The organism is Nocardia sp. NPDC059764 (assembly GCF_042732555.1).
GTDB lineage: Bacteria > Actinomycetota > Actinomycetes > Mycobacteriales > Mycobacteriaceae > Nocardia.
The window spans coordinates 26,996-53,815 of record NZ_JBHWHH010000030.1; the positions used below are offsets into that span (position 1 = coordinate 26,996).

The 26,820-nt window shown below is 69.3% G+C and carries 24 protein-coding genes and 1 pseudogene; 8 read left to right on the forward strand and 17 right to left on the reverse strand.

Features of this window, described 5'->3' with window-relative positions; genetic code table 11:
• Positions 1–9: 9 nt before the first annotated feature.
• Together fdxA and cofG are read right to left on the reverse strand one after the other, a co-directional pair.
• Positions 10–333, reverse strand: a complete 324-nt coding sequence (fdxA, locus tag ACFV4K_RS09190; RefSeq protein ID WP_040812194.1) for a ferredoxin — start codon at positions 331–333, stop codon at positions 10–12.
• Between the two features lie 130 nt (positions 334–463).
• Positions 464–1,792 (reverse strand): annotated as a pseudogene (gene cofG, locus ACFV4K_RS09195) (7,8-didemethyl-8-hydroxy-5-deazariboflavin synthase CofG); the annotation flags it as partial.
• A 244-nt stretch (positions 1,793–2,036) separates the two neighbouring features.
• Here cofG and ACFV4K_RS09200 point away from each other — a divergent pair.
• The 3 genes from ACFV4K_RS09200 (at position 2,037) to ACFV4K_RS09210 (ending at position 5,788) form a co-directional block, all read left to right on the forward strand.
• Positions 2,037–3,530 (forward strand): hypothetical protein, encoded by a 1,494-nt coding sequence (locus tag ACFV4K_RS09200; protein WP_379273384.1) that lies wholly within the window; start codon positions 2,037–2,039, stop codon positions 3,528–3,530.
• Positions 3,531–3,626: 96 nt separating this feature from the next.
• Positions 3,627–4,133: a PH domain-containing protein gene (locus ACFV4K_RS09205; protein ID WP_379273386.1), complete on the forward strand. Its 507-nt coding sequence runs from the start codon at positions 3,627–3,629 to the stop codon at positions 4,131–4,133.
• Between the two features lie 113 nt (positions 4,134–4,246).
• Positions 4,247–5,788 (forward strand): PH domain-containing protein, encoded by a 1,542-nt coding sequence (locus ACFV4K_RS09210; RefSeq protein ID WP_379273422.1) that lies wholly within the window; start codon positions 4,247–4,249, stop codon positions 5,786–5,788.
• A gap of 73 nt (positions 5,789–5,861) precedes the next feature.
• Here ACFV4K_RS09210 and ACFV4K_RS09215 read toward each other — a convergent pair whose 3' ends face one another.
• From ACFV4K_RS09215 to typA, 5 genes are all read right to left on the reverse strand, one after another.
• The gene (locus ACFV4K_RS09215; protein WP_379273387.1) at positions 5,862–6,359 is read right to left on the reverse strand and encodes a hypothetical protein; all 498 of its coding nucleotides are present in this window, start codon (positions 6,357–6,359) and stop codon (positions 5,862–5,864) included.
• Entirely contained in the window at positions 6,356–6,514 is a 159-nt protein-coding gene (locus ACFV4K_RS09220; protein WP_167333469.1) for a hypothetical protein, read from the reverse strand. Before ACFV4K_RS09220 ends, ACFV4K_RS09215 begins: the two co-directional genes overlap by 4 nt.
• A 12-nt stretch (positions 6,515–6,526) precedes the next feature.
• Complete coding sequence (mshB, locus tag ACFV4K_RS09225) at positions 6,527–7,417, reverse strand: N-acetyl-1-D-myo-inositol-2-amino-2-deoxy-alpha-D-glucopyranoside deacetylase (protein WP_379273389.1); 891 nt, start codon at positions 7,415–7,417, stop codon at positions 6,527–6,529.
• Positions 7,414–9,174: an ABC transporter family substrate-binding protein gene (locus ACFV4K_RS09230; protein ID WP_379273391.1), complete on the reverse strand. Its 1,761-nt coding sequence runs from the start codon at positions 9,172–9,174 to the stop codon at positions 7,414–7,416. The genes mshB and ACFV4K_RS09230 overlap by 4 nt, the downstream gene beginning before the upstream one ends.
• Positions 9,175–9,367: 193 nt before the next feature.
• Positions 9,368–11,266, reverse strand: a complete 1,899-nt coding sequence (gene typA, locus ACFV4K_RS09235; protein WP_379273392.1) for a translational GTPase TypA — start codon at positions 11,264–11,266, stop codon at positions 9,368–9,370.
• Between the two features lie 169 nt (positions 11,267–11,435).
• Between typA and ACFV4K_RS09240 the strand changes: the two genes are divergently transcribed.
• Both ACFV4K_RS09240 and ACFV4K_RS09245 read left to right on the forward strand, forming a co-directional pair.
• Positions 11,436–11,612, forward strand: a complete 177-nt coding sequence (locus tag ACFV4K_RS09240) for a hypothetical protein (RefSeq protein ID WP_379273394.1) — start codon at positions 11,436–11,438, stop codon at positions 11,610–11,612.
• 21 nt (positions 11,613–11,633) lie between these two features.
• Complete coding sequence (locus ACFV4K_RS09245; protein ID WP_379273396.1) at positions 11,634–11,927, forward strand: 4a-hydroxytetrahydrobiopterin dehydratase; 294 nt, start codon at positions 11,634–11,636, stop codon at positions 11,925–11,927.
• On the opposite strand, the gene ACFV4K_RS09250 is transcribed toward ACFV4K_RS09245, so the two are convergent.
• Positions 11,869–13,089, reverse strand: coding sequence for a mannosyltransferase (locus ACFV4K_RS09250; protein WP_379273398.1), 1,221 nt, complete (start codon positions 13,087–13,089; stop codon positions 11,869–11,871). The genes ACFV4K_RS09245 and ACFV4K_RS09250 overlap by 59 nt on opposite strands.
• Before the next feature lie 145 nt (positions 13,090–13,234).
• Entirely contained in the window at positions 13,235–14,443 is a 1,209-nt protein-coding gene (locus ACFV4K_RS09255) for a mannosyltransferase (RefSeq protein ID WP_379273400.1), read from the reverse strand.
• 270 nt (positions 14,444–14,713) lie between these two features.
• Here ACFV4K_RS09255 and ACFV4K_RS09260 point away from each other — a divergent pair, with 270 nt between their 5' ends.
• Positions 14,714–15,499: a hypothetical protein gene (locus ACFV4K_RS09260; protein ID WP_379273402.1), complete on the forward strand. Its 786-nt coding sequence runs from the start codon at positions 14,714–14,716 to the stop codon at positions 15,497–15,499.
• 107 nt (positions 15,500–15,606) lie between these two features.
• The gene (locus tag ACFV4K_RS09265; RefSeq protein WP_379273403.1) at positions 15,607–15,972 is read left to right on the forward strand and encodes a hypothetical protein; all 366 of its coding nucleotides are present in this window, start codon (positions 15,607–15,609) and stop codon (positions 15,970–15,972) included.
• A gap of 70 nt (positions 15,973–16,042) precedes the next feature.
• On the opposite strand, the gene ACFV4K_RS09270 is transcribed toward ACFV4K_RS09265, so the two are convergent.
• The 4 genes from ACFV4K_RS09270 to ACFV4K_RS09285 form a co-directional block, all read right to left on the reverse strand.
• Positions 16,043–16,768, reverse strand: coding sequence for a DUF1906 domain-containing protein (locus ACFV4K_RS09270; protein WP_379273405.1), 726 nt, complete (start codon positions 16,766–16,768; stop codon positions 16,043–16,045).
• Between the two features lie 285 nt (positions 16,769–17,053).
• Complete coding sequence (locus ACFV4K_RS09275; protein ID WP_379273407.1) at positions 17,054–18,280, reverse strand: hypothetical protein; 1,227 nt, start codon at positions 18,278–18,280, stop codon at positions 17,054–17,056.
• Positions 18,281–18,441: 161 nt separating this feature from the next.
• On the reverse strand, positions 18,442–19,059 hold the full coding sequence (locus ACFV4K_RS09280) for a CHAP domain-containing protein (RefSeq protein WP_379273409.1): 618 nt from the start codon (positions 19,057–19,059) through the stop codon (positions 18,442–18,444).
• A 65-nt stretch (positions 19,060–19,124) separates the two neighbouring features.
• Positions 19,125–23,078 (reverse strand): BTAD domain-containing putative transcriptional regulator, encoded by a 3,954-nt coding sequence (locus tag ACFV4K_RS09285; protein ID WP_379273411.1) that lies wholly within the window; start codon positions 23,076–23,078, stop codon positions 19,125–19,127.
• A gap of 149 nt (positions 23,079–23,227) precedes the next feature.
• On the opposite strand from ACFV4K_RS09285, the gene ACFV4K_RS09290 reads away from it, so the two are divergent.
• Positions 23,228–23,704 carry a hypothetical protein gene (locus tag ACFV4K_RS09290; protein ID WP_379273413.1) on the forward strand — a complete coding sequence of 159 codons (477 nt, stop codon included), beginning with the start codon at positions 23,228–23,230 and terminating at the stop codon, positions 23,702–23,704.
• Here ACFV4K_RS09290 and ACFV4K_RS09295 read toward each other — a convergent pair.
• The 4 genes from ACFV4K_RS09295 to ACFV4K_RS09310 form a co-directional block, all read right to left on the reverse strand.
• The gene (locus ACFV4K_RS09295; RefSeq protein WP_379273415.1) at positions 23,701–24,246 is read right to left on the reverse strand and encodes a hypothetical protein; all 546 of its coding nucleotides are present in this window, start codon (positions 24,244–24,246) and stop codon (positions 23,701–23,703) included. The genes ACFV4K_RS09290 and ACFV4K_RS09295 overlap by 4 nt on opposite strands.
• A gap of 192 nt (positions 24,247–24,438) precedes the next feature.
• Positions 24,439–25,122, reverse strand: coding sequence for a GNAT family N-acetyltransferase (locus ACFV4K_RS09300; RefSeq protein ID WP_379273416.1), 684 nt, complete (start codon positions 25,120–25,122; stop codon positions 24,439–24,441).
• A gap of 305 nt (positions 25,123–25,427) precedes the next feature.
• Positions 25,428–25,994 carry a nucleoside deaminase gene (locus tag ACFV4K_RS09305; protein WP_379273418.1) on the reverse strand — a complete coding sequence of 189 codons (567 nt, stop codon included), beginning with the start codon at positions 25,992–25,994 and terminating at the stop codon, positions 25,428–25,430.
• A 47-nt stretch (positions 25,995–26,041) separates the two neighbouring features.
• Positions 26,042–26,710 carry a response regulator gene (locus ACFV4K_RS09310; protein WP_379273420.1) on the reverse strand — a complete coding sequence of 223 codons (669 nt, stop codon included), beginning with the start codon at positions 26,708–26,710 and terminating at the stop codon, positions 26,042–26,044.
• Positions 26,711–26,820 lie beyond the last annotated feature (110 nt).

Sequence of the window (26,820 nt, forward strand, 5' to 3'; positions counted from 1 at the left end):
ATCTCGGTCCTACTCGCTCGCCATCGGCGGCAGCGCGGCGATGAACGGCGGGTCGTAGTCGACCTTGCCGACCTTGGTGGCGCCGCCCGGGGAACCCAGGTCGTCGAAGAAGTCGACGTTGGCGTTCACGTAACCGGCCCACTGATCCGGGGTGTCGTCTTCGTAGAAGATGGCTTCCACCGGGCAGACCGGCTCACACGCACCACAGTCCACGCACTCGTCGGGTTGGATGTACAGCATGCGTCCGCCCTCGTAGATGCAGTCCACGGGGCATTCCTCGATGCACGCCTTGTCCTTCACGTCAACGCACGGTTCAGCGATGATGTACGGCACTGCCGCTCTCCTAGTCTGTCCACACCTGAGGGGGATACCTCCCCCCGGCGAAACCCTATCCCGGCCAGCCAACATTACTCTTGCACAGCCTGCCCTAACTTCGGGCGGTCACCTCGGGACCCCGTCCGGGCCGTGCGAGGTCGTCCCAGTCCTGCCACGGCAGGCCCTTCGGCCGCACGTCGGCGGCCAGACCGGTCACCGGGTCGACCAGCCCGGCCACATGGCCCGCGATGCGCGGATCGATCCAGGGTTCGCCCGCCAGCACGTATTCCGGGTGGGCGGTGACGCGCTCGGTCAGTACATACCCGCAATCGGCGGTGATCCGCGCCAGGGTGTCCAGGTTCGGCCACGGACGTTCCGGATTCACGTGGTCGGGGGTCAGCGGCGAGACCCCGCCCCAGTCGTCGATGCCCGCCCCCAGCAGCGCCCGGCACTCCTCGAGCGACACCAGGTTCGGCGGGGCCTGGATGCGCATCCCCGGGCCCATCACCAGGCGGGTCACCGCGATGGCGGCGCGGAACTCCTCCATCCCGGCGTCGGGGCTGTGCCGCATGGCGGTGTCGTGCTTGGCCAGGAAGTTCTGCACGATGACCTCCTGCACGTGCCCGAAAGCCTTGTGCAGCTGGTGAATCGCGAGAATGGACTCGGCCCGCTCGACGATGGTCTCGCCGATGCCCACCAGGATGCCGGTGGTGAACGGCACCGCGAGGCGACCGGCGTCGGTCAGCGCCCGCAACCGCACCGCCGGATCCTTGTCCGGCGAACCGTAGTGCGCCTGACCGGGTTCGGTGAACAGCCGGGTGGAGGTGGTCTCCAGCATCATGCCCATGGACGGCGACACCGGCTTGAGCCACACCAGTTCCGCATGGCTCATCACGCCGGGGTTCAGGTGCGGCAGCAGCCCGGTCTCCTCGAGCACCCGGATCGCCATGGCGCGGATGTAGTCCAGGGTGGAGGCGTAGCCGCGTTCGTCGAGCCACTGCCGGGCCTCGGGCCAGCGGTCCTCGGGACGGTCGCCGAGCGTGAAAAGCGCTTCCTTGCAACCGAGTTCGGCACCCTGGCGGGCGACGTCGAGGATCTCCTCGGGCTCCATGTACATGCCCTTGCCCTGGGCGCGCAGCTTGCCGGGCACGGTGACGAAGGTGCAGTAGTGGCAGCGGTCGCGACACAGGTGGGTGATGGGGATGAACACCTTGCGCGAGTAGGTGATCGGCAGGGTCTCGCCCGCGTACCCGGATGCCCGCAGCCCGGCGTCGCGCACCCGCGCCGCCGACTCGCACAGCTCGACCAGGTCCGCGCCGCGCGCCCGCAGCAGCACGACGGCCGTGTCCAGGTCGAGCGTCGCGCCGTCCCGGGCCCGTCCCAGTGCGGCCCGCATGACCTCGGCATCGGGTGTCACCTGCTCCCGCGGCGCGCTGGGCAGACTCGGGGTGGGTAGATCCGTCACGTCCACGATCATGCACTCCTCCGCCTCTCCGTGTCTTCGGCGGGCGGCCGAGAGCCGCTCACCGTTGGCCACCCGTGCCGGCGGTTGAGAGCCGAACCGAATCTGGGCGTACCCGACGAGTTACCCCGGTCGGCACCAAATCAGCCGACCGGTTACATACGAATATTCGTATCGTTGATTCCATCTACTCATATTCCCGAGGCCATGAAATAGCCTCGCGAGCGACCGCTTCCCAGCAGCAAAGGGAGAGATCTTCGTGCTCGCGCAAATCCGACGTGCCGCCGTCGTCGCCGGCCTCGGCGCCACCGCCCTGCTCACCATCGCCACCAGCACCGCATCGGCCTTCGGGCCGCTCCCACCGGCCAATCCCTATCTGGGACCGGTCGGCACCGCGACCATGCACGGCGATTCGGAAGCCTCCGACACCACCCCGCTGCCGGGCGTCGGCACCGGCGGGGTGAACGCCGACTTCCACGAACAGGGCGCGGCCTGCCCGACCATCCTGCAGGGCGCGGACGGTCTCCCGCAGGCGCTGTGCACCAAGATCACCGACCGTGCGCCCGAGGTGCTGCTGCTGGATCCGAGCAACGGCAACACCCTCGCCAAGCTCGACCTCACCAAGGGCAGCCTGCTCGGCGGCGTCTACGCCTACCTCGACAACCAGGACCGGATGGTCACCGTCGACGGCTCCGGCAATCTGCTGCGGATCGGGCACCAGCGCGGCGCCGACGGCAAGTGGTCGCTGTCCATCGCGTCCAAAACCGATGTGACACAGGCGGTCACCGGGCACTGCGGCGGCGGCGACTGCGACGCGGTCAGCTCCGTGTCCCCCGACTACCAGGGCCGGGTCTGGTTCGCCACCGACGGCGCGGCCGCCGGATTCGTCAACCTCGACGGCAGCGCGCGCTCCATCGTGCTCGCGCCCGGCGAGAACGTGGCCAACAGCATCGCCACCGGACCCCAGGGCATGGCCGTCGCCACCGACCACGCCCTCTACCTGCTCGATGTGGACGGAGGCGGCAACCCGCGGATCGTCTGGCGGCAGGCCTACGACCGCGGCCCCGCCCGCAAACCCGGCCAGCTGAGCTGGGGCACCGGCGCCACCCCGACCTTCTTCGGCCCCGGCGACGGCACCGAATACCTGGCCATCACCGACAATGCCGCCACCAAGGAGAACCTGCTCGTCTACAACACGGCCACCGGCACGCCCGTCTGCTCGGTGCCCGCCATCGACGGCACCGAGAACTCCCCCATCGGATCCGGCAACAGCGTGTTCGTCGCCAGCACCTACGGCTACCCGTACCCGGCGCTGCCGCCCAACGCGGGCGCCAGCCAGCCCGCCAGCGCGCCGATCTCGGGCGGCATGACCCGCATCGACGTCACCGGCTCCGGCTGCACCGTGGTGTGGACCAACACCGTGCCGTCCTCGGCGGTGCCGCGCCTGTCCGTGGCGGACGGCAAGATCTACACCTTCACCCGGCACTCGCTGCTCGGCAGCGGCAGCAGCGCGCTCGGCAGCGGCAGTTCCGCGCTCGGCAGCGGCAGCGCGGGTCTGGGCAGCGGCAGCGCGGGCGTCACCGACAACTACAGCTTCGCGGTGATCGACGCCAATACCGGCAAGGTCGACTGCGAGCAGTTCGTCGGGGCGACCACGATCAACGACACTCTCGAGATGGTCGGGACGATCGCGCCCGGCCGAATCCAGTACCAGGGCACCACGACCGGGCTGTACCGCGTCACACCCAAGTAGACGGTCCGCCGCGGCGGCGGAGGCGACCGAACCGAGCGTTCGGTACTCGCTCGCAACAACCGCCTCCGCGGCCCGATTCATGCAAGCATGGGCACCATGTCCCAGCCCCTCGCTCCCGGCGGCCTGCTGGCCGACCCGGCCCGGCGGCCCAGCCCCCGCGCCAAACTGCTGTGGGCGCTGAGCGCCGCCCTGTCCTGGGTGGCGCCGGTCCTCGGGGTGGGGGTCTGGGCGTTGTTCGACACGCACCGGCGCGGGTTACAGGGACTGGTACTCGGAATCGTGCTGCTGGCAGCGGTTTTCAGCGTCGTGGTGATTCCGCTGTGGCGGTACGCGGTGCACCGGTGGGAGATCACCGACGAGGCCGTCTACACCCGGACCGGCTGGTTCACCCAGGAGAGCCGGGTCGCTCCGATCACCCGGGTGCAGACGGTCGACACCTATCGCGGGCCGCTCGAGCGACTGCTCGGGCTGGCCACCGTCACCGTCACCACCGCTTCCTCGGCGGGGGCGGTGCACATCAGCGCGCTGGCGCTGACCGACGCGCGGGACACCGTCGCCCAGCTGACCGCGATCGCCGCCCAGCACCGCGGGGACGCCACGTGAGCCTGCCGCCCGACGAGGACTCCTTCTCCGATTCCTATCCGACAGAACAGCTTTCACCACTGCACGCGAGTCTCGAACCGGCAGGCGCGGGCTGGCAGCGGCTCGACAAGCGCATGCTGCTGGTGCACCCGGTCACCGAACTCATCCGCTTCATCCCGGTGCTGATCGCCACGCTGGTCGCGGGCGCGCGCGCCGACAGCCCGCTGTGGAGCCTCACCGTGGTCGGCGTGATCGTGGCCTTCGCGCTCACCCGCTGGTTCACCACCACCTACCGCATCACCCCCGACAATGTGGAACTCCGCACCGGCCTGATCCAGCGCAAACGACTCTCCGTCCCGCGCAACCGGGTCCGCTCGGTGGACGTGGAGGCCGACCTGCTGCACCGGGCGCTCGGACTGGCAGTGCTGTCCATCGGCACCGGGCAGCACGCGGACAAGCGGGAACAGTTCAAGCTGGACTCCCTGGACGCGAAACTGGTGCCGAACCTGCGGACCGCACTGCTGGCACACACCCGGGCGAGCGCGGAATCGACTGCCCCGCAGTCGATCACGCCTGAAGCAGCCACCCCGGCCGTGGCCGGCGATGCCGTGGAGATCGCGCACTGGCAGGCGGAATGGGTGCGGTACGCCCCGCTCTCGCTGACCGGCTTCGCCATCATCGCCCCGGTCGTGGGTCTGGCCTTCCAGTACGGCTTCGCGCAGATCTTCCTGAAGTCCGGCACCGTCCAGGATGTCGGCCACCGCAGCGCGGGCGTCATCGCGGGCGTCATCGCGCTGCTGATCGTGTTGCTCGTGGTCGTGGTCAGCGTGGCCGCCTGCGCCCGCTACCTGCTGACCTGGTTCGGCCTCCTGGTCCACGACGACGGCAAGACCCTCACCATCCGGCACGGCCTGCTCACCACCCGTCAGACCACCCTCGACCTGGCCCGCCTGCGCGGCGCGACGGTGAACGAGCCGCTGCTGCTGCGCCTGGCCGGGGCCGCCGAGCTCGAGGCCATCATGACCGGCACCAGCCCGCGGCAGAAGATCCTGCCGCAGGCTCCGCGCGCCGCCGTGCACCGGACGCTCGGCCACCTGCTCGGCACCGGCCGGGCCGGCACCGTCGACACGGCATCGCTTGCCACACAACCGATCTCCGCCGTGTCAGCGGTGGGCGCCGCCGACGCCTCCGCGCTCGTGACCGTGCCGCTGCTCCCTCACGGACCCGCCGCGCACCGCCGCCGCTACACCCGCGCGCTGGGCCCGCTCGCGGCGGCCACCGCGGTCGCGCTGGTGATTGCCCTTGCGGGAGGCCATATTCCGCTGTGGATCTGGATCGCGCTCGCCGCATCCGTGCCGCTCGCCGTGGCCCTCGCGTGGGACCGGTACCGCGGTCTCGGCCACGCCATCCTGCCCGCCGCGGACGGCAAGCCCGCCTGGCTCATCACCCGCAGCGGCTGCCTGGACCGCGACCGCGACTGCCTGGAAGCGCCCGGCGTCATCGGCTGGACCGTACGCCAGACCTTCTTCCAGCGCCGCGCGGGCGTCGCCACCGTGGTGGCGGCGTCGGCGGCGGGCAAGAAGCGGTATCACGTCATCGATCTACCCCTGGAGCAGGCGTGGGAGCTCATCGAGGCGGTCACGCCGGGACAGCTGGGCGTCCCGGCCCGGCCGTGATCCGGCTCAGCCCTGGACCGGATAGTTGGCGCGAATCACGGTGTGCGACGAAGTGTGACAGCGCTCCGGAGACTCAGGCTCCGGCCGACGCCAGACGCGCGGTGGCGCGGTAGTAGAGGTACATGCCCGCGGGCAGCAGACCGCAGATCAGCAGCAGCATGGTGGGCCAATCGCCCATGAGCAGCGCGTAGCCGCTCGGGCTGAAACCCGCGCAGATCAGGAAGCCCAACGCCCACACCAGGATCGGCAGCGCCATCACGCCGATCCGATCGGTCGCGACACCCATGCCCATCACCAGCAGCACGTTCACCACCGCGGCCACCAGGGCGGCCACCGGCACCGGGATCGCGCCCGAGGTCATGCTCGAGGCCAGCGAACCCGCGGCCAGCACCGGGGTGGGCTCGGGAATGGTCGCCTGCCCGGCGTAGAGGGGCAGGAACAGCACTTCGAGGCCGAGCGTGATCACGGCGTCGATCAGCAGCAGCCCGGCGATCACCGCGTTCAACACGACGCGACCCGGGCGCGGGCCCGCCACCGCGTCACCCGAGCGGGCTCCCAAGGCGGCCGTCACGGCACCGGCGGGAAACCGAGCAGCGTCAGCAGGTGACTCTGCATGTCCACGAAGCCGTACAGCACCGAAAGGTACAGCTCGTGCTGCCACTCGAAGTAGGGCCGCTGGCTCTCGACGAACGCCGCGATGGCGTTCTGGAGGTCCCAGTTGTACATAGCCTCAGTCTCTCATTCCAGCCCGCCGAAGAGATCATGTTCCCGACCGTCGGGGCCGAGTGGGCCGCGCTCACCCCGCACCAGAATGTAATGCTCCTCCGGCAGCACCGGCTGGGCGACATCGTTCGAGAGCGCGAACTCCCGGCCCGACGGCGCCACCGTCACCTGGGTGGCGTGCGCCCGCAGCGCCACCCGCTTCGCCGTCAGCACATCGGACACGTCCACCGCGGTGGTCACCGATTCCGCCGGGACACAAGCCAATTCGCCCTCGTGCGGCAGCCGCCAGCCACGCGGCAGCGCGCCCGGCAGCTGATCCACGGTGCGGCGCTTCAACGCCTCGGTGTGCATGGCCAGCACCGCGGCGTCGGTGACCGTCCAATACACCTTCGGAACCGTCCAGCCCCAGTCCGAGGCCGCAGCCACGGCCGCCATGGTGATCTCGTGCGCGCGAATGTGATCGGGATGCCCGTACCCGCCGCGCGGGTCGTAGCCGATCACCACCCGCGGGCGCAGCTCCAGCAGCACCCGCACCAGCGCGTCGGTGGCGGCGGTCCCGGAATTCACGAAGGCCCGCGGATTACGCGCCGACGGCGTCCCGGCCATACCGGAATCCCGCCAGCGGCCCGCGCCGCCCAGGAAATGCGGCACGCCCGCGTCCAACGCGTCCAGGGCCCTGGTCAATTCGGCGATCCGGTAGCCGCCCAGCTGATCGGCCGACCCGGCCACCAGGTGCGCGTACTCGTCGCCGATGACCTCGCCCTCCTCACCGAGCGTGCAGGTCACCACGGTGACCGGGACGCCGCGACGACGGTAGTGGGCGATGGTGCCGCCGGTGGTGATGGATTCGTCGTCGGGGTGCGCGTGCACCAGCAGCAGGCCGTGGCGCGCGGAATCGATGGTCACGGCAGCCGCCGCCAATTGGCGGCATCCGCGAAGATGCCGGTCTGGATGGCGCCGCTCAGCGAGGCCCCGTCCACGCGCGGGCCCGCGGCGGCCACCTGGGTGTCCTGCACGATCGGCAGCACGGTCGACATCTCCCACAGCCGCGGCTCGGCCTCGGCGATCACCTTGCCGGGATCCAGGCCGCGCAGGGCGGCGTCGATACCGGGCTGCAGCGCCGCATCGCAGACCCCGGACAGATTCGACGGCGACTTCTTCGCGCCGTCCGCGACCGTGGTATCGCCGTTGTCGCCCGGCGGGGCCACCGGTGCGCACCCGTACCGGGAGGCCAGCACGGTGGCCGGATCCTGTCCGGTGCGCTCCCAGCCGACCACCGCGTCGATCCCGGCGTCGGTCAGTTCCTTGCCGTACAGCGTCGCCGCGGCGACGCTACGAACGATGACATCGATTCCGGCACTGCGCAATTGGTCGGCGGCGGTATTCGCCACCGCCAGCGACGTGGTGTCGCCGTCCACCGCGCCGACCCGCACCGTCAGCGATTTTCCGTTCTTGGCCAGCGGACGCGGTTGCGGCGCGGGCGAGGTCGCCGACGGCGCCGCGGGCGTCTCCGCGGCCCGCGCGAACCCGGCCTCCGCGAGCAACGCGAATGCCTCCTCCACCGGCAGCCGCGGCGGCTGCGTGGCCGCGTAGCCGGGGTCCGACGGCGAGAGCACCTGCGCCCGAACCGGTTCCACCCAGCTGCCGGTCTGCGCGCCGACCGTGGCCAGCAGCACCGGATCCAGCAGCGCCAGCACCGCGCGCCGCACCCGAACGTCGGCGAGATCCCCGCTGCGCCCGTTGAGCACCAGCGACATCTCCCGCGACTGCGCCATCACGGCCGTGCGCACCGAGGGGATCGCCGCCAGCTGCGCCTGCAACGCCACCCCGCCGTGCACCAGCGCCATCTGCGCGTCCCCGACCCGCAGCGACTCCGCCACCTGCGCGGGAGTTCCGCCGCGCCGCAACAGGATCTGATCCGGCACCGCGGGCTGACCCCAATACCGGTCATTGCGTTCCAGCAGAATCTCCTCGCGACCGCGATCGGCCTGCTTGATCCGGAACTGGCCGCCCGAGATCCGGATGGTGTCGACCAGGCCCTGCTCGAAACCGCTGTCCTTCACCAGATGCTGGGGCAGCAGATCCGTGAACAGCTGCCGCCACGCCGGATACGGCTGCGCCATCGTGACATTCACGGTCTTGCCGCCCGCCGCGGAACTGACATCGGAGATCAGCCGATACCCCGCCGGATCCACCGTGCCCGGCTGCGTGATCATCTGCTGCCACAGGTATTTGAAGTCCTCGGCCGCGATCGGAGCGCCATCGGACCAGGACGCCTCGTTCTTGATCTGGTAGCTGATCGTGAACGGCTCCTGCGAGGTCACGTCCGCCGACACCATGAGCGCCGGATTCAGAATCCAGTCGGTCGCACCCGGCACCCCCGGCGTCGGCGCGGCCGTGAACGGGCTCGGCAACACCATGGACGCCACCGCCGCCGTCGCGGGCGACTGTTGCGACCGCAGATGCGGATTGAACCCGATCCCGATGTCGTCCACCGCGACCACGACCGAATTCTTGCCGGGCTTGGCGGGCTGCGTCTTGGGAGAGTCCGTGGACTCGATGGGCGGCGGCGGATTCGCGGTGCAGCCGGTCGCGACCGCCAGCAGGGTCGCCACCATCAACAGCACCGCACGCACCGATGCGCGCTTCCGGCCCCCGGTCATCACGTTCGGCACTCTACTGGATCCCCTTCGCGCCACCCGGCTACCGGCGCTCGGCCGATGCAAGGTCCGTCAGAGCTGGAACCGCCCACCCGGGGAATCCGGGTGGGCGGTCGAGGTTTCGGGGCCAATCCACCGCGATCGGCGGTTGGAGATTCGGGCGCGAAGCCCCCGAGAGTCCCGAGAGTTGGTCTATCTACTGGGCGGCGGCCCGGTCACGCGCCTTGCGGCGGGAGATCTCGCGCTGGCGGTCGGTGGCGCTCAGGGTGACCTTGCGCACGCGTACGATCTCCGGGGTCACCTCGACGCACTCGTCGTCGGTGCAGAACTCCATCGCACCCTCGAGGTCCAGCTGCAGCGGCTTGGCCAGCGTCTCGAATACGTCGGCCGTGGCGGACCGCATATTGGTCAGCTTCTTCTCGCGGGTGACGTTGACGTCGAGATCCTCCGAGCGCGGGTTGATGCCGACCACGTGGCCCTCGTAGGTGTCCGCGCCCGGCTCCACGAAGAACTGACCGCGGTCGGCCAGCTGGATCATGGCGAACGGGGTGACCGAGCCGTTGCGGTCGGAGACCAGCGAACCGGTGTGGCGGGCGCGGATCTCGCCGGCCCACGGCGCGTAGCCGTCGAAGACCGCGTTCGCGATACCGGTGCCGCGGGTCTCGGTGAGGAAGTCGGTGCGGAAACCGATCAGGCCGCGCGACGGCACGATGAATTCCATGCGCACCCACCCGGCGGAGTGGTTGCTCATCTGGACCATCTTGCCCTTGCGGGCGGCCAGCAGCTGGGTGACGGCACCCAGGTACTCGTCGGGGCAGTCGATGGTCAGCTCTTCGAACGGCTCGTGGGTCTTGCCGTCGACCTGCTTGGTGACCACCTGCGGCTTGCCGACGGTGAGCTCGAAGCCCTCGCGTCGCATCTGCTCGACCAGGATGGCAAGCGCGAGCTCACCGCGGCCCTGGACCTCCCAGGCGTCCGGGCGGCCGATGTCGAGCACGCGCAGCGAGACGTTGCCGACCAGTTCCTGATCCAGCCGCGACTTCACCATGCGGGCGGTCAGCTTGTGGCCCGACACCCGGCCGACCAGCGGCGAGGTGTTGGTTCCGATGGTGACCGAGATCGCGGGCTCGTCGACGGTGATCTTCGGCAGCGCGACCGGGTTCTCGACGTCGGCGAGAGTGTCGCCGATCATGATGTCCGGGATGCCGGCGATGGCGACGATGTCACCGGCCACGCCCTCTTCGCCCGGCTGACGGTCGACGCCGACGGTCTTGAGCAGCTCGGTGATCTTGACGGTCTTGACGCCGTCACCGTGCATCCAGGCCACGTTCTGGCCCTTCTTCAGGGTGCCGTTGTAGATGCGCACCAGGCCGATTCGGCCCAGGAACGGGGAGGCGTCGAGGTTGGTGACGTGGGCCTGCAGCGGCTTGGTCGCGTCGCCCTTCGGGGCCGGCACGTACTTCATGAGGACCTCGAACAGCTCGTCGAGGTTCTCCGCGTCCGGCACCTGGCCGTTCTCGGGGCGGCTGGTGGAGGCGACGCCCGCGCGGCCGGAGGCGTAGAGCACCGGCAGGTCGAGGGCCAGCTCGGCGGCTTCCGAGGCCTCGTCATCGAGGTCGGAGGCCAGGTCCAGCAGCAGGTCGTGGGATTCCTCGACGACCTCTTCGATGCGGGCGTCCGGGCGGTCGGTCTTGTTGACCACCAGGATCACGGGCAGCGAGGCGGCGAGGGCCTTGCGCAGCACGAAACGGGTCTGCGGCAGCGGACCCTCGGACGCGTCGACGAGCAGCACGACGCCGTCCACCATGGACAGGCCGCGCTCGACCTCACCACCGAAGTCGGCGTGGCCGGGGGTGTCGATGACATTGATGACGGTGACCGATCCGTCGGCATTATGCCGGTGAACAGCGGTGTTCTTCGCGAGAATGGTGATGCCCTTCTCGCGCTCGAGGTCACCGGAGTCCATCACCCGGTCGACGAGTTCGGCGCGTTCGGCGAACGCACCGGATTGCCGGAGCATGGCGTCGACCAGTGTTGTCTTGCCGTGGTCGACGTGCGCCACGATGGCGACGTTGCGGAACTCGACAGACGACACGTTTGATTCCTCCTGGTGAAAAGTCTGTAGCCGACCCGGATGGGTTCTCATGCGTGGGGCTGCCTACGACGAGACATGGCGAACTCCACCGGGCATGCGGCGAGCTACACATTACCGGGCGACCTGGATCACCTGTTCAACGGCCAGAGGTTAGGTTAAGCTAACCAACATGGGCAAGGTCAAGGCGAAGGACGTATCGCGTCTCGAGCCCAAGAAGAAATGCTGCCGCAAGAAAACGCGGTGCATGAAATGCCCTGTGGTCATCATGAAGATGAAGAAGGCAGAGGCCGCCGGCTGCTGCGGCAAGGAACTCAAGAAGTGCCTCAAAGCCGCACGGGCTGCCTGAAATCGGAGTAGACCAGGACTTATGAGTCCTGTGTTGCTCTCCGACGACGAGATCGCCAAGGCACTGACCGACCTGCCCGAATGGACCCGAACGGGCGACAGCATCAGCCGCACCGTGCAGGCCGACTCGTTCCTGGCCGGAATCGAGCTGGTCCGCCGGGTGGCGGCCGCGGCCGAAGCCGCCGACCACCATCCCGACATCGACATCCGCTGGCGGCGGGTCACTTTCACGCTCTCGACCCACTCCGCCGGCGGACTCACGCCACTGGATATGGCTCTCGCACGGGAGATCGATCGACTGCGGGAGCAGGGCTGAGCCGCTTCACCGCGATCATCCAGCCGAACAACACCAGCACCCCGGCCGCATTGGCCGTACCCGCCCAGGCCAGGTACCAGGGCCGGGAGATCTCCCACATGTTCGTCTGCACCGTGCCCAGCAGCCACGGGATGCCGACGATCGTGTTGAACAGCCAGAACGCGCGCATCAGGCCCGCACCCGGCGCGTCGCGCAGCGGGCCGAAGCGCAGCCACAGCACCAGCGGGACCAGGCAGATCCAGTGGTGCGACCAGGAGATCGGCGCGGCCATCATGCCGAACAGCTGCACGATCAGCAGTGTGCCCAGCCGATCGTCGGAACGCAGCGCGCGCCAAGCGAAGAAGGCCAATACGGCCGTGGCCAGCACCGCCGTCTTCCACAGCAGCCCGCCGCCGATGTCGTGCCCGGCCAGGCGGCTGAGCGCGCCGCGCAGCGACTGGTTGACCACCGAACCGACCGGCCCGATGCGGTGCGGGTCGCCGACCAGCTCACCGAAGTACTTCTTGGTCTCGTTGGGTGTGAGCAGGTAGGTCAGCCCGATGGTCCCGACGAACGCGCCCACCGAGGCGGCGATCGCGAGCCACTGCTTGCGGGCCACGAAGTACAGCCCGGTCACCGCCGGGGTCAGCTTGATGCCCGCGCCCAGGCCGACCCACGCGCCCGCCAGCCACCACCGGGTGCTGCGCGCCGCGGCCATCGCCATGAACACCAGGAACACGTTGACCTGGCCGTAGTCGAGGGTGGACCGCACCGGTTCCAGCCACATGCCGCCCGCGGTCCACGCCACCGCGGATGTGCGCCAACGCTGTTCCTGCATGGCCTCCGGGCCGAGGATCATCTCCAGGGCGATCCAGATGATGCCGAACAGCGCCCCGACGGTGGCCAGCAACCAGCCCACGGCGACCACGTCGAAGGGCAGGAAATGCAGCGGATACAACAGCAGCGCCGCGAACGGCGGATACGTGAACGGCAGCGGAAATTGTGGTGACCGACTGGAATCGGTCCATTCGTAGAGGTTCCCACCGAAGAGATTCGCGGCGCCTTCGACATAGACGTGCAGGTCCACGAGGATCAGGTTGCTGGGCCAGAACAGCGCCCAGGCCACACGAGCCAGCACCGAGATGCCGAGGGCGACGGCAGCCAGCTGGAAACGTCGATTCACAGACGGACTTTCGGGTCGGATTGGTCACCGACCGAAGTTCACGGCTGGCGATCTCGCCTGACGGCGCGCGGATAAGCGTAGCCGTAGTAATGAATATCTCGCGCACCCAAGAAACGTGGGCACCGGGATCCGCCTATTGCGAATTTCACACCGCGACTTTCACTTCAGCGTCTGTCCGGCTACGACTCTCGAGGCGACCTGCCCAGATGATCCAGGCGAACAGCGCCAACACGCCGATCACATCCACCGCGCCGAGCCAGGACAGGATGCCCGGCCGCGAGATGGTCCAGATCGAATCCTGGAAGAACCCGAGCACCCACGGCACGCCGATCAAGGTCACCGCGAGCCAGTACCCCGCGAGCACCCGCGCCCCGGGGGCGTCGCGCAGCGGACCGTAGATCAGCCACAGGATCACCGGCACCAGCCAGATCCAGTGGTGCGACCACGAGATCGGCGACACCATCAGCCCGAACAGCTGCACGATGATCAGCGTGCCCAGTCGATCGTCGGAACACAGTGCGCGCCAAGCGAAGAACGCCAGGACCGCGGTCACCAGCGCCGCGGCGATCCACACCGGGCCCGACACCACATCATGGCCGAGCAGACGGCTGAGCGCACCGCGCAGCGACTGATTGGTCGACGAACCCACCGGGCCGATCCGCTTGGCGTCGCCGAGCAGCTCCCGGAAGTACTTGTTGGTCTCCCCCGGCGTCAGCAGGTAGGTCAGGCCGATGGTGCCGAAGAAGACCACCGCCGACCACAGCGCGGTGAACCAGCGCTTGCGGGCCGCGAAGTACAGCCCGGTGACCGCGGGGGTCAGCTTGATGCCCGCCGCCACGCCGACCAGCGTTCCCGACACCCACCAGCGCGAGCTGCGCACCGCGAGCATGGCCAGCAGCACCAGGAACACATTGACCTGGCCGTAGTCGAAGGTCGTGCGCACCGGCTCGAGCCACATCCCGACCGCCGTCCACGCGACAGCGGCTGTGCGCCAACGCTGTTCGCGCATGGCCTCGGAGCCCAGGATCATCTCCAGCGCGAACCACACCACGCCGAACAGCGCCGCCACCGTGGCCAGCAGCCACCCGATGGCGACCACGCCGAAGGGCAGGAAATGCAGGGGGTAGAACATCAGCGCCGCGAACGGCGGATAGGTGAAAGGCAGCGGAAAGTCGGGCGTCTTACTGGCATCGGTGTACTCGTACAGATGCCCGCTGCCCAGATTCGCCGAGCCGTCGACGTAGACATGAAGGTCCACGAAGTTCATGCCATTGGGCAACAGGAGCACCCACAGCAGACGGGCCAGCACCGAAATACCCAGTGCCGCGGCGGCCATGTGGAAGTGTCGTTTCACGCGGCACGTCTTTCAGCTCAGGCGGTCTACGGCCGCGGCCAGCCTAGTCGTACCCCGAATTGCGCCGCGCATCGGACACTCTGCGTAACATTTGCATCACCGGCCCCATCAGTAACACGTATTCTGGTCGCTCGTTCGATAGCGTCAGCTGATCAAGTTCGCCAAGATCACACGCTGGCTGTACAACACGGCAGCCCGGTCCCTAGAGTGGCGCGGAGCGATGGGGCTCCATCGCCGCTAGTTGTACCCGAGGTAAGGACGGCTACACCAGTGCTTCGCACCCGAGGAACGCGGTTCACAGTCTCCGCGCTGGCCCTGGCGGCCTGCGCCACCGTCGCCGTGCCGACTGCGGCAGAGGCGAAGCCCGCGCCCGCGCCCCTGAGCGCGGTGTCGATTCCGATGATCCCCGAAGGGGTTCCGGTCGACGCCCTGGCCTCGCTGATCCCCGCCATCGTGGGCGCGGCCGCCGGGCCCGCCGATATCGCCGATGCCGGCCCCAAGAACACCATCCTCGCCCAGGCCAAGCAGCTGTTGGAGAACAGCAACCTGCCGCCGCAGGTGAAGACCACGCTGCTCGCGGTCATCAAGTTCCTCGACGGCAGTGGCGGTGGCGGCCCGGACATTCCGGAGGACGGCCCGGTCATCTCGCAGTTCCTGTGGCCGACCATCGGCAAGGGCTGCATCTCCTCGTCCGCCGACTCGGTGGGCACCGCGCTGGCCGTCGCCGGTCCCGCGCAGCTGCCCCCGCCGGGACCCGCGCAGGGCCAGGCCGGTTTCGTGTTCACCGCGCTGGGCACCAAGCGGCCCACCGACCCGCAGCCCACCCCGATGACGGTGCAGTGGCTGAACCTGGACACCCGCGCCTCCGGCACCATGAACCTGACCGACGACGCCAAGATCAACCCGGACGGCCCGGCCACCCTGTCGGCCATCGCCAACACCGGCACCGGTCGCGTGGTCGCCATCGTCTCGGGTTCGCTGACCACCCAGTCCGACCCGGAGGCGCAGCCGATCACCTGCTCCTTCCTGCCGACCATCGGCTTCTTCACGGTCTAGTCTCGGCGCGCGCCGAGAATTCGCCCCCGTCCCTCCCGAGCGAAAGCCCGGGAGCGGCGGGGGCGAAATCGTTTGCAGGAGCGGATTCCTGTGGTAGACCGCTAAGTATGGCCGCTGTTTCCAACCCGCTACGGGGACTGCATTCGCGCCGATCGATCCTCTCGATTCGCTCGGAGGGATCGATCCTGTCGATCGGCTCGGCCTATTCGATCCTGTCCATCGGCAGCGTGGGCTCGGTGCTGTCGATCGGGTCGGTGGGCTCGTTCGGCTCTCTCATCTCCTCGGCTTCCTTCGGCAGCCTGGGATCGGCCTTCTCCGGCCTGTCCCGCTTCTCGCTGTTCTCCTGGAACGGCAATGGGCAGACCTTCGCCAACGGCGCCGACGAGGAACGCAACGATCCCCACCTGATGCTCCGGGTAGTCGCGGAGGAGCCCGATCTGGCGCAGGACCCCACCTGCCACTGCCAGACCTGACCTCGGGCCTGTTCACATTCGTGTCCCGCTACCGCAGGTAGCGGGACACGAGAGCGCCGCGAGTCGGCGATTACCACCACTGGCCGAACTGGGGAGCCAGTACCGAGTTGACGTCCACCGAGATGCCGCCCACCTCGCGCTTGTCGATCTCGAACTGGTGCAGGGTGGCGGCGGGGTGGACGTAGCCCTTCGGGGTGCCCCAATTGTGCTGCCAGAAGAACGAACCCAGTCCGACGTCGCGGATGTTGTCGATGGTCGGCGAGTTGGCGTAGACGCCGGTCCGCCCGCGCCCGATAACGGTTTCCCACCCGCGCAGGTAGGGCTCGATCATCGACTCGAACTCCTCGTCGCTGGGGTTGTCGTCGATGGAGGCGTAGATGGGCGCGCTGTCCGGGCCGCCCGCGGCCTTGTGCAGCACCAGTCCCCGTGCGGCGTGCTTCAATCCGGCCGGGTAGCCGCCGCGCCAGTCGGCGGTCGGGCCCTTGCCGAACTGGTAGCAGGACACCACCGACAGGCCCACGGCGCGCAGCGCGTCGACCTCGCGGGCGAGCAGCGGTTTGCCTTCCATCCATTCCGCGCCGGGCCGCCGGTCGGAGACATAACGGATGACGCCCAGATGGCCGTCGTCGCTGATGGATTGGGCCGTGGGGACGCCGCCCGCGTAGTCGAGCAGGGTGCCGAGGGATTCCTTGGCGGCGGCGGTGGCGGGTGGGAGGGCCATTCCGGCGGTGATCCCGGCGGCCAGGGCCGTTGTCCCGGAGAGGAAATTCCGTCGGTTGACAGGGGCAGAACTCATCACGGCTCCTTCGCGCACTGGTCGAACATTCCGATCGAGTGCTGGAGGAGTCTGGCTCTGGACCTATTCGGTCCACCTGCGGCGTGCCCGGCGCACCTTCCCCGATGACAACAAGATCATCCGTGCGCCGGGAGCCCCTGAACGTGCCCTCATTTCACCATATTCACATTGGAATCGCCAGACTCATCGAGCACATCGGCACCATATGTCACATCGATGGAAAATCAGGCAACGACCGGCCGACAGCGAATAAATAGCTATGAATCTTCGCGGTTGCCGAGACCGTCAGACGCGAGTCTTGTTCAGCTGCGCGCCCACGTCGATGGTCCGGCGCGAGACATCCGCGACCTCGCTCCGCACGACCGTCGCCACCTGCGCGGCGATCTGCTTGCGCATACCCGCGAGCTTGCCCAGGGCGGCGGCCCGCCAGCCCTCGGCGATCATCTCCAGATCGATGTCGCGGGCCCGGGGCGGGGCGGCGTCGATGACGATCAGCAACGGTTCGGCGGCGCGCGCGGTGAGGGCCACGGGCACGTTCACCTCGGCCCGGTAGCGGTTGGTCTTCAGCACGTCCACGCTGATGTCCAGGCTCACGGGAATGGTCAGGTCGAAGCGCACCAGCGCGCGATCGTGGACTTCGGCGGCAGTGGCTTCGGCGGCCTGCGTGGCCGCGGCGGATTCGGCGGCGGCCCTGGGCAATTCGGCGATCCGCGGTGCGGGCGGGGCCGTCGGGGTGACCGGTGCGGCGGCGGCCACCTTGGGCAGTCGCACGCTGCCCTGCACCCAGACCTCGGCCTTGTTGCCGGGGCCGGTGCGCAAGGGCCCGACCTCGATGGGTTTGCCGGCCATCGACTCCACCACCTGCCGGACCCGGTCCGCGGTGACGATCAGGTCGAAGAACCGGTGCCCGAACTCGTCGTAGCCGATCCACTCGTGGGTGGGGCGGCCCTTGTAGGGCGAGCGGGTGCCGTCCAGGATGGCCTGCACGTCGAAGGTGCGACCGCGCTGGGAGTCCGGGTCGGCCAGGATCGCGTTGATCCGGTTGGCGACCTCGCGCTGCACCAGCTGCGCGATCGGGTTGAGCAGGACTTCCCAGGCGGTGCCGATGGCCTGCGCGCGCATGACGAAGCTCACGTCGCGGCCGGTGACCGGGGGGATGTCGATGACGATGAGCAGCGGGGCGGCGGTGCGCGCGTGCATGGTGAGGTCGATCTCCACGACCGCCTCCAGCCGCAGCCGCTGCCCGCCGAGGGTGACGTCGACCCGCAGCGTGACCGGGAGCATGACGTCGAAGTGCACGTGGGGGGCGCGCCGGATGATGGTGGGCTTGCCGATGCTGCCCTTGGCCACGAAGCGGGCCAGTCCGGCGGGCCCGATTCCGAAGGGCCCGATGGTGATGCCCCGACCGGCCACACTGGAGACCGCGGATTCGATCCGGGATTCCGTCACCGCCGCCGCCACGAAACGTTCGCCGAATTCGGCGTAATCGATCCAGGTCGGTGCGTCGGGCAACGTTATCCAGCTCTTTCGTCGGGCGGGGACCCCTGTCCTGCCGATGAGGGGGCAGCAGGACAGGGATCAATCGGCGACGCTGCCGGGCGCCGCCGAAACCATCGTAGGCGGAAGATGCGCTCGGTTGTACACCCCGCCCCGCGTGTTTCCAGAATGTGGAATCAGCGTGTTCCCAATCGCCCGAAACCGACCAGCCCCGTTGTGCCGGATGGGCGGAATTCATGGATGGCGACGCCACCGGATTCTCCGGCTTCATTGCCACCCACCGTGGTGATCGTATCCGAATCCACCGCGATCACAATATTCGTGTGCTGATGGAACGCACTGGAATCGGAGTACAGGACAACGTCTCCGACACGCGGTAGAAAACCTGCGTTCGCGTCCTCGAAACGGCGCTGACCCCGGTAGTACTCCTCCAACGTGTATACGCCCGGTATGCGCCAGGATCCGGAATTCGGATTGTGCAACGGTTGCCCGGCGGCACGCATCACCCAGCTCACGAAGTCGGCGCACCACGGTTCGGCAATACCCTCCGAGTATTTATCGCGTCCGCTCTGTTCCTCGAATTGTTGCCGCAGCACATCCACGACGCGGTTCTGCGCGGCGGTCAGGCCGGTGGAATCGATGGCCGGAAAATCGTGCACCAGGCCGCCGGTCAGGTTGCGCGGACCAGTGAACGGATTCGTCCCGGGGTATCCGTGCTGCCACCAGCGCACCCCGGCCACTCCCCCGGCCGCGAGACCGCTGACCACCGCCAGCACCAGGACGGCCACCAGCATCCGGCGGCCGCGCACCCACTTCGTCATGTCACCCTCCCCCTTCGGCCGGTGATCGGCCTCGACGGTTAGGACGTCTCACACCGGTGGGAAGTTCCCTCACCCACCCGTGCGGCCGATTCGGCGGCCGGTTCGAGGCGGCCGTGACCGATCGCGCCGAGCCGCCCGGCCCGCATCAGGCCCAGGCCCGCGGGCGCGAGTTCGCCCAGCTGGGTGCGCAACCGGGTCTGGAGTTTCGTCCCGGCGGACCGGTGTCCGGCGGCACGCGTGTGGTCGCCGAGGTAGGCGGCCAGTTCGGCGAGCACGAAGTCCATGGGCCCCATGGCCGAGGCTCCCGATTCCAATCCGCAGACGGTGCCCGCGTAGGGCAGCAGCTGCGTGTAGATGTCACGCGCGTCGGCCGGTTCGTCGAGGGCGATGGCCAGGCGGGCCTTCACCGCGGTGAAGGTGGACCAGAACTGCGGCGCGAGGGGCGGCGCGGCGGCGAGGGTGCGGCGGGCCTCCTCGGGGCGGCCCGCGTGCGCCAGCGCCAGCGCGTAGCCGTGGACGAACAGTTCGGGTTTGAGCGCGGTGCGTTCGCGCAGGTCGTTCAGGTACTCCGACATGTCGCCGCGCAGCCAGCCGATGGATACGGCGATGCCGACGTGCAGCGCGTTGGTGTCGCGGGTCGGTTCGGCGGCCCCCTCCAGCGAGTGCGCCACCAGGTCGTCGATGCCCGCGCTGCCCTCGGCGAGCAGGCGCAGCACCTCATCGGTGTTGCCGCGCAACAACTCCAGCACCATGCCGAAGGGCGCGATGGCGTCGAGCAGGTGCCGCAGCTGTCCGTCGGTGGCGTAGGCCCCCGCCTGGGCGGCGTGTTCGGCGGCGGCCACCAGATCGGCGTCGGCGAGGGTGGCGCGGAACAGCAGATAGTGGGCGAGCGCACGGAATTCGGTGAGTTCGGCCTCGGTGGAGATGCGCAGCAGGTGGGTGGCGTAGCGCCGCAGGTCGTGGGCGCGCAGGAAGCCGCCCACCGCGAAGGCCGCGAATGCCTGCGCGTTGAGCACCGTGCACAGCAGATCCGGGTCGCCGAGCGGTTCGGCCAGTGCCATCGCGGTGGCCGCCAGCACACAGGCGGCGGCCGGATCCTCGACCGCGCGATCGAAAACAGCGGTGACCTGCAACATGATTCGCGTCCGCACCGGCTGCACCGGATCGGCCGACGCGGCCCGCAACGGCCCCCGCAACCCCGGATCCGGCGTGTGCCAGTCGTGCACCGACCAGATCAGCGGCGTCGGCCAGCAGGTGACCGCGTGCGCGAGAACCGCTGTCCCACCAACCGATTGGGCCAGATCCAGCGCCTGCGCCCGCGCCGCCCGCGCCGCGATGTGCTGCCCGTCGTAGGCCAGCGCCACCACCAGCTCGCACCGTGCCTCCAGCACCGCCAGCCGATCCCGCTGCGCCGCACCCTCCCCGGTGTGCCCCGCCAGATCGTGCAACGCCAGCACCGACCGCCACCGCCGCACGGCATCGGCCCGCATCCGCCGCTCCACACACCGCCGCGCCGCCGCCCGCACATAAGGCAATGCCACCGTCGCGGTCTCGCCATCGGCCCCGAGCGCCGCGTGATGCGCCAACTCATCGATATCCCGCCCACGCGGAACCCGAGGCTCCTCGGCGTCGGAATGCGCTCCGGCAAAGGGGAACTCGGCCGCGAACCCGCCCACCGCCGACGTACTCAGAGCTGCCATGGCCGACCTGTTCGCCGCGCTGGGTGTTCCGCTCGTGGTGCCGGGCGATCCATTCGCCGGGGCGACGGTTCCGTGCGCGAAGGACGCGCCGGCATCGCCGGCGGCGTGCCTGATTCCGGCCTGGAACAATCCCGCCATCCGCAGCGACGCGGCCGAGAGTGCCGACGGATCGAGTCTCGGTGCGGGCGGGGCTGGGGCGTTCGGGGTGGCCGCGGCGACCTCGTCCGCGCCGCGCAGGGCCGACAGTGTGCGATCGATTCGAGATCCGTTGGCGTACCGCGGCATTCCGAGGAGAGCGGCGACCACTTCGTCGGCGCCGCGCAGTGCGGACAGCGCCCGGTCCGCCTCGAGGGGGAAGCCCGCGCCGTCGGTCGGGGGACGGGTCGACGACCTTCCGGCATCGGCGGCACGCTCCGAGCTCAACGGGTTCCGGGTCTCGGCGTCGGGGTCGTCGCGCAGGTATTCGAAAGCGGCCCGGTGCATTCGGGTGCGGCGGAGCGCGGGCAGGTCGTAATAGACGGTTTCGCGGACGAGCGCGTGGTCGAAGGTGACGCGCCCGGCCCGGTCGGTGCGCAGCAGCCGCGCCGTTTCGCCGGCGGTGACGAGGTCGATGACGGTGTCGTGGGACTGCCGGGTGGAGCCCGCGAGGGTGGCGATATCGCTGTCGCCCCAGACCGACAGGTGCCGCAGCAGGTCCACCACGTCCGGCGGCAGCTGGGCGATCCGGCGCCCGAGCAGGTCGCGCACGCTGTCCGGCAGCGCGTCGGTAAGACCCTGGGTGGCAACGAGTTTGGCGAGTTCGCGGACGAACAACGGGTTGCCGCCGGTGCGGCGGCGCAGCAGTTCGACGGTGCGGTCGTCGAGGGCGGTGAGTCCGGCGGCGGCCGCGGCGCGGCGGGTCCCGGCCATGTCGAGCCCATCGAGTTCGATGCGGTCGGCGGTGAACAGGGCCAGAGCGGCGGCGGTGTCGCGGACGCCGGGTCCGGCCTCGGTGCCGCGCAGGGTGGCGATGATGAGGATCGAGCTGTCGCGCAACCAGTTCACCACCTGCCGCAATACCTGCAGGGTGGCGGTGTCCGCGCCGTGCACGTCCTCGAGCACGATGGCGACGGGTGCCCCGGCGGATCGTTCCCGGCAGGACCGGACCACGCGGCGGGCCAGGGTGAAAGCATCGGCGGCGGTGAAGGTTTCGGGGTCGGCGGCGTCGAGTCCGGTGAGCACCTCGGCCCAAGACCAGGCGGGCGGCGCGGAGTCGACCTCGGGGCAGCGGCCGAAGACGGTGGTCCAGCCGCGTTCGCTCAGGTGCGTGGTGATGGCGGTGGCGAGGGTGGTCTTCCCGGCCCCGGCCTCGCCGGACAGCCAGACCAGTCGCACGTGCCCTTCGGCGGCGGCTTCGGCGGCGGCCAGCACGGCGTCGCGCTGGGTGGCATATCCGCTGTCCGGCAGGGGTTCCGGGGCTGCCGGCGGTTCGGGGTCGGCGGGCCGGACCACCACGGCGGGTGGTGTGGTCTCGGCGTCCACCGAGTGGGTGAGGATGGCGGTTTCCAGGTCGCGCAGCGCGGGTCCGGGGTCGACCCCGTATTCGAGGGTGAGGAATTCGCGGCTGCGGCGCACGGTGGCGAGCGCGTCCAGCGACTGTCCCAGTCGGTACTGGGCGAGGGCCAGCAGCCGGGCGGTCTCCTCGCGGCCGGGATGCTCCTCGAGAATGGGCCGCAGCGCCAGCACTACCTCGGCGGGCCGGTTCATCTCGAGCGCCGCCTGGGCGCGCAGTTCGGCCGCGGTCATCTTGAGCGCCTGCAGCCGCGCGGTCTCCTGGGTCGCCCAGGTCATGCCTGGGAACGATTCGAAGGCGCCGCCGTGCCAGCAGGCGAGCGCGGAGTCGAGCACCCGCACCTGTTCGAGGGGTTCGGGTCGCCCGGCGGGATCGCGCATGGCGGCCTCGTGGCCGTGCAGCAGTTGTTCGAAGAGCCAGGAGTCGACCTGGTTGGGTTCCAGGTTGAGCGCGTAACCGTGGGATTCGGAGACGATGACGCGCGAGTGGGCGCGGCGCGGCCGATCGGGTTCGAAGACGCGGCGCAGGTTGTGGATGTACACCTGGAGCGCGGCAACGGCTTTGGCGGGCGGGTCGCCGTGCCAGAGGTCGTCGATGAGCCGTTCGGTGGGCACCACGCGGCCGCCGGCGGCGACCAGCCGGCCCAGGACCGCGCACTGCATGGGCGCGCCCGGGGGCACGCGCTGGCCATCGATGCTGATGTGCAGCGGGCCCAGCACCCCGATCCGTATCAGCGCCATAGCCGGTGTCCGACCCCCGTACCCACTTCGAATAAAACCAAACAGGATCCTCTCAATATGGCAGAAATTCTGCGACAGTACCCAGTCTTGTGACCCGGCTTAACTCGATACGAAGTCATTCCGAAGAGCTATCCCGCACACTGCCTAAGGTGTTCGACCCCTCCCCGCCGCCCGACGCCGATCTCGCGGTGCTACACAGCCTCCCGCATCCGGCCTGCCTGCACGACGGCGGCTACGACGTGGTCGCGGCCAACGACGCGTTCAAGAAATTGTTCCCCGGCACTGGCCCGGGCGCGAATCTGATGACCGCGATCCTGCTCGAACCCATGGCCCGCTATCGGCTGGGCGACTGGGAGGCCGAGGCGCAGGTGATGGTGTCGGCGTTCCGTGCCGCCGCCCCCGAGCTGCACCCGGATCGGGTGGAGGAGATCGTCAATCTGGCCCGCCGCTCCCCCGACTGGGATCGCCTGTGGGACAGCGGAGTCGTTCCGGCCGCGCCCTACGAGCGCACGGTGCTGATGAACGATCCGCTGACCCGTAAGGAGCGGCGGATGTACGTGCAGACCTTCGAGTTCCGGTCGCCGCAGCGGCCGTGGTGGCTGCTGACCGTCGTCCCGTTCGACTAGGCCTCGGCGGCCGGGATCTCGAACCAGCCGTCCTCGGGTTCGGCGTATCCGTGGTACATGAGCGGGATGCGCCGGTCGACGCCGAAATGCCGGTAGACGGCGAGCATGGCGGACCGGACGGCGTAGTTGTGGAAGTCGTCGATGCGGCGCGGGCCGAGCCAGTGTTCGGGGAGCAGTTCGAGCCGGGCCAGTTCGTCGGGATCGTCCGCGTCCAGCCCCATGGGGGGCTCCGGATCAGCGATGAAGTGATCGTGCAGCACCACGTGCATCCGGTGCGGATCGTGCTGTCCGGCGGTGAAGGCCAGGAATCGGGTTCGGATGCTGGGTGCGCCGTGCGCGTGCAACCACTCGACGAGGTGGGGGTTGAGGCTCGGGATGGGGGCGGGCGACCAGCGAGGCCCGGCGGCGAGCGGCGTCTGCTCGACCAGGTGCAGGACTCCGGCTCCGGGCACGCGGGGTTCGGGAACGAGGAACAGGCTCAGGACCGGGGATCCGGACACGCTGTCGGAGAGGCAGACTTTCGTGCGCATGGGGTCGGGCATGCGCCGCTCCTTCGGGAGAAGGGTTGCTGGCATGGTCATCCGAGGTGGTGCCGGCTCGTCGAGTGACCAGACTCGGACAGATCTCTCCTCGACGCCCGACCGGTGCAACACCGGGAATTATAGTCGTCGGCCATGGATCGGACCGACCGGTCTTCCGGCCGGTCCGAACGGGTTCGCGGGCGCTCCCCCGGCCTACGCGCCGACCAGACGACTGCGCGTCCCAGGTGCGGGCAGCGCCGCCAATTCGCCCTCGATGATGGCCCGGACATTGGGCCACTCGTCCTCCAGGATCGAATAGAACGCGGTGCTGCGCACCTCGCCGTCCAGCCCGCGCGAATGCGCCCGCCGGACCCCGTCGCTGGTGGCGCCGAGCCGCTCGATCGCCATGCGGGAGCGCAGGTTCCGGACGTCGGCGCGCATGGCGATGCGCCGCACCCGCCATACCTCGAAGGCGTGTTGGAGTAACAGCAGTTTGGACTCCAGGTTGATGCCCGAGCCGCGGGCCTCCCGGGACAGCCAGGTGTTCCCGATCTCGGCGGCGTCGGGCACCGCCAGCAGCGGATTGTCACTGGGCGCACCGTGGACCAGCGGCCACACCACCGGCCCCTGCCAATAGTCGAAGCGGGTGAACCGGGTCGAGCCCAGCACCCGGCCGCCGGCCATGGCCACGATGGCGAAGGCCAGCGAGGTGCCCGCGGCATGCCCGGCCAGTGCCTGGGCGATGTATTCCAGCGCCTCGTCCATACCGTGCGGGACAGGAGTGAACGCATAATCGTCGCGATTCCCCGCCGCGGCCTCCGCGAGACCCGACGCATGCTGCGGCGCAAGGGGTTCCAGCCGTACCAGACGGCCGGTCAGAGTAACGGGTACGGGCACGTTCCCTCGATCTTTCGGAGACGGTCGGGGGTCGCGTCAGGCATTGGCCGCCCCGGCCACCCACTCCGGAATCGACGAACCAGCCCTGGCGCGCCAGTAGCAGCATCGGATAGTGGGATGAACGATAGCGGAACACCAGCGCACCGCGCCGCAGGCGGCATGTAAATTTCGAGCGCTTTTCCGCGCGTCGCGCCGCTATTTTCACAGGTGTCATTCAGCCGATTCCGAGCCGACCGTCCGCTACCATCCGGCGACCCCGCCGCGACCTCCGGAAACGTCGAATACCTATGCGCTGGAAGGTATTACTACGCCGTCGTTCCGCGCCAGAACCCGCCGTGCACCGCCCGCGCCTCCGCGAGCTCGACCGGCCCCACCACGGCGATCCCCCGCTGCCCCGCCGCGAATACCGCCCGGCACGGCAGCGCCATCGTCGGGTTCTCCCGATTCGCCCCGGTCAGCCCCAGAAGCTGGTCTTCCCCGAGTGCATAAACCACCCGCCCGATATTCGCCCAATAGATCGCCCCGGCACACATGACGCAGGGCTCACAACTGGTGTAAACCGTACAGCCACGCAGAAACTCGGCATCATAAGCCGCACTGGCCGCCCGCACCAGATTCGTCTCCGCGTGCCCGGTCGCGTCCCGTCCGGTCACCACCGTGTTCTCGGCCTCCAGCAACACCGCCCCATCGGGCCCGGTGAGCAACGCCCCGAATGGGTGATTCCCCCGTTCCCGCGCCCGCCCGGCAATGGCGATGGCCGTCGCGAGAAGACGGGCATCCAGGTCGGTCGGAAAGCTCTCCTGCGAACCGGGGCTCATTCCACCATCATCACCCACCGCGATGCCTTCCGGCCGGAAGGCCCAGCCACTCAAACCGTTTCCGCCGACCGCAGGTGTCCCGCACGGTCGGCGGCCGCGGGTCAGGGCGTGACCAGTCCGGTGCGGTAGGCGATGACGACGAGTTGTGCGCGATCGCGCGCCCCCAGCTTGCGCATGGCGTTGCCGACATGGGTGCGGGCGGTGGCGGGGCTGAGCCCCAGCCTGGTGCCGATCTCGGTATTGCTCAGGCCCTCGCCCACCAGTGCGACGATTTCCCGCTCGCGGTCGGTCAGCACCGACAGCGTTTCCTCGGCGATCCGCACAGCCGCCTGGTGCGCGGCGAAGCGGCCGATGAGGCGGCGGGTGATGCGGGGCGCGAGGAGGGCGTCGCCGGCGGCGATGACCCGGATGGCGTGCAGGAGTTCGGCCGGGCCCGCGTCCTTGAGCAGGAAGCCGCTGGCCCCGGCCTGGAGGGCGTCGAAGACGTTCTGGTCGGTGTCGTAGGTGGTGAGCACGAGGACGCGGGTGCGTTCGAGGCCGGGGATACGGGCGAGGTGGGAAGTCGCTTCGATGCCATCGAGTTTCGGCATGCGGATGTCCATCAGGACGACGTCCGGGCGGGTGGCGCGGGCGCGTTCGACGGCTTCCGCGCCGGTGGCGGCCTCGGCCACGACGGTGATGTCCTCCTCCAAGTCGAGCAGGACCTTGAAGCCCGACCGGACCAGGATCTCGTCGTCGGCGAGCAACACCTTGATGGGTTGGGCCGTCATCGCGGCGACCCCGCCGGGGCGAGGGGCAGCCGGGCCGCGACCTCGAATCCGCCATCCGGATGCGGTTGCGCCTCGAGGTCGCCGCCGAGCAGTCGGCAACGCTCTCGCAT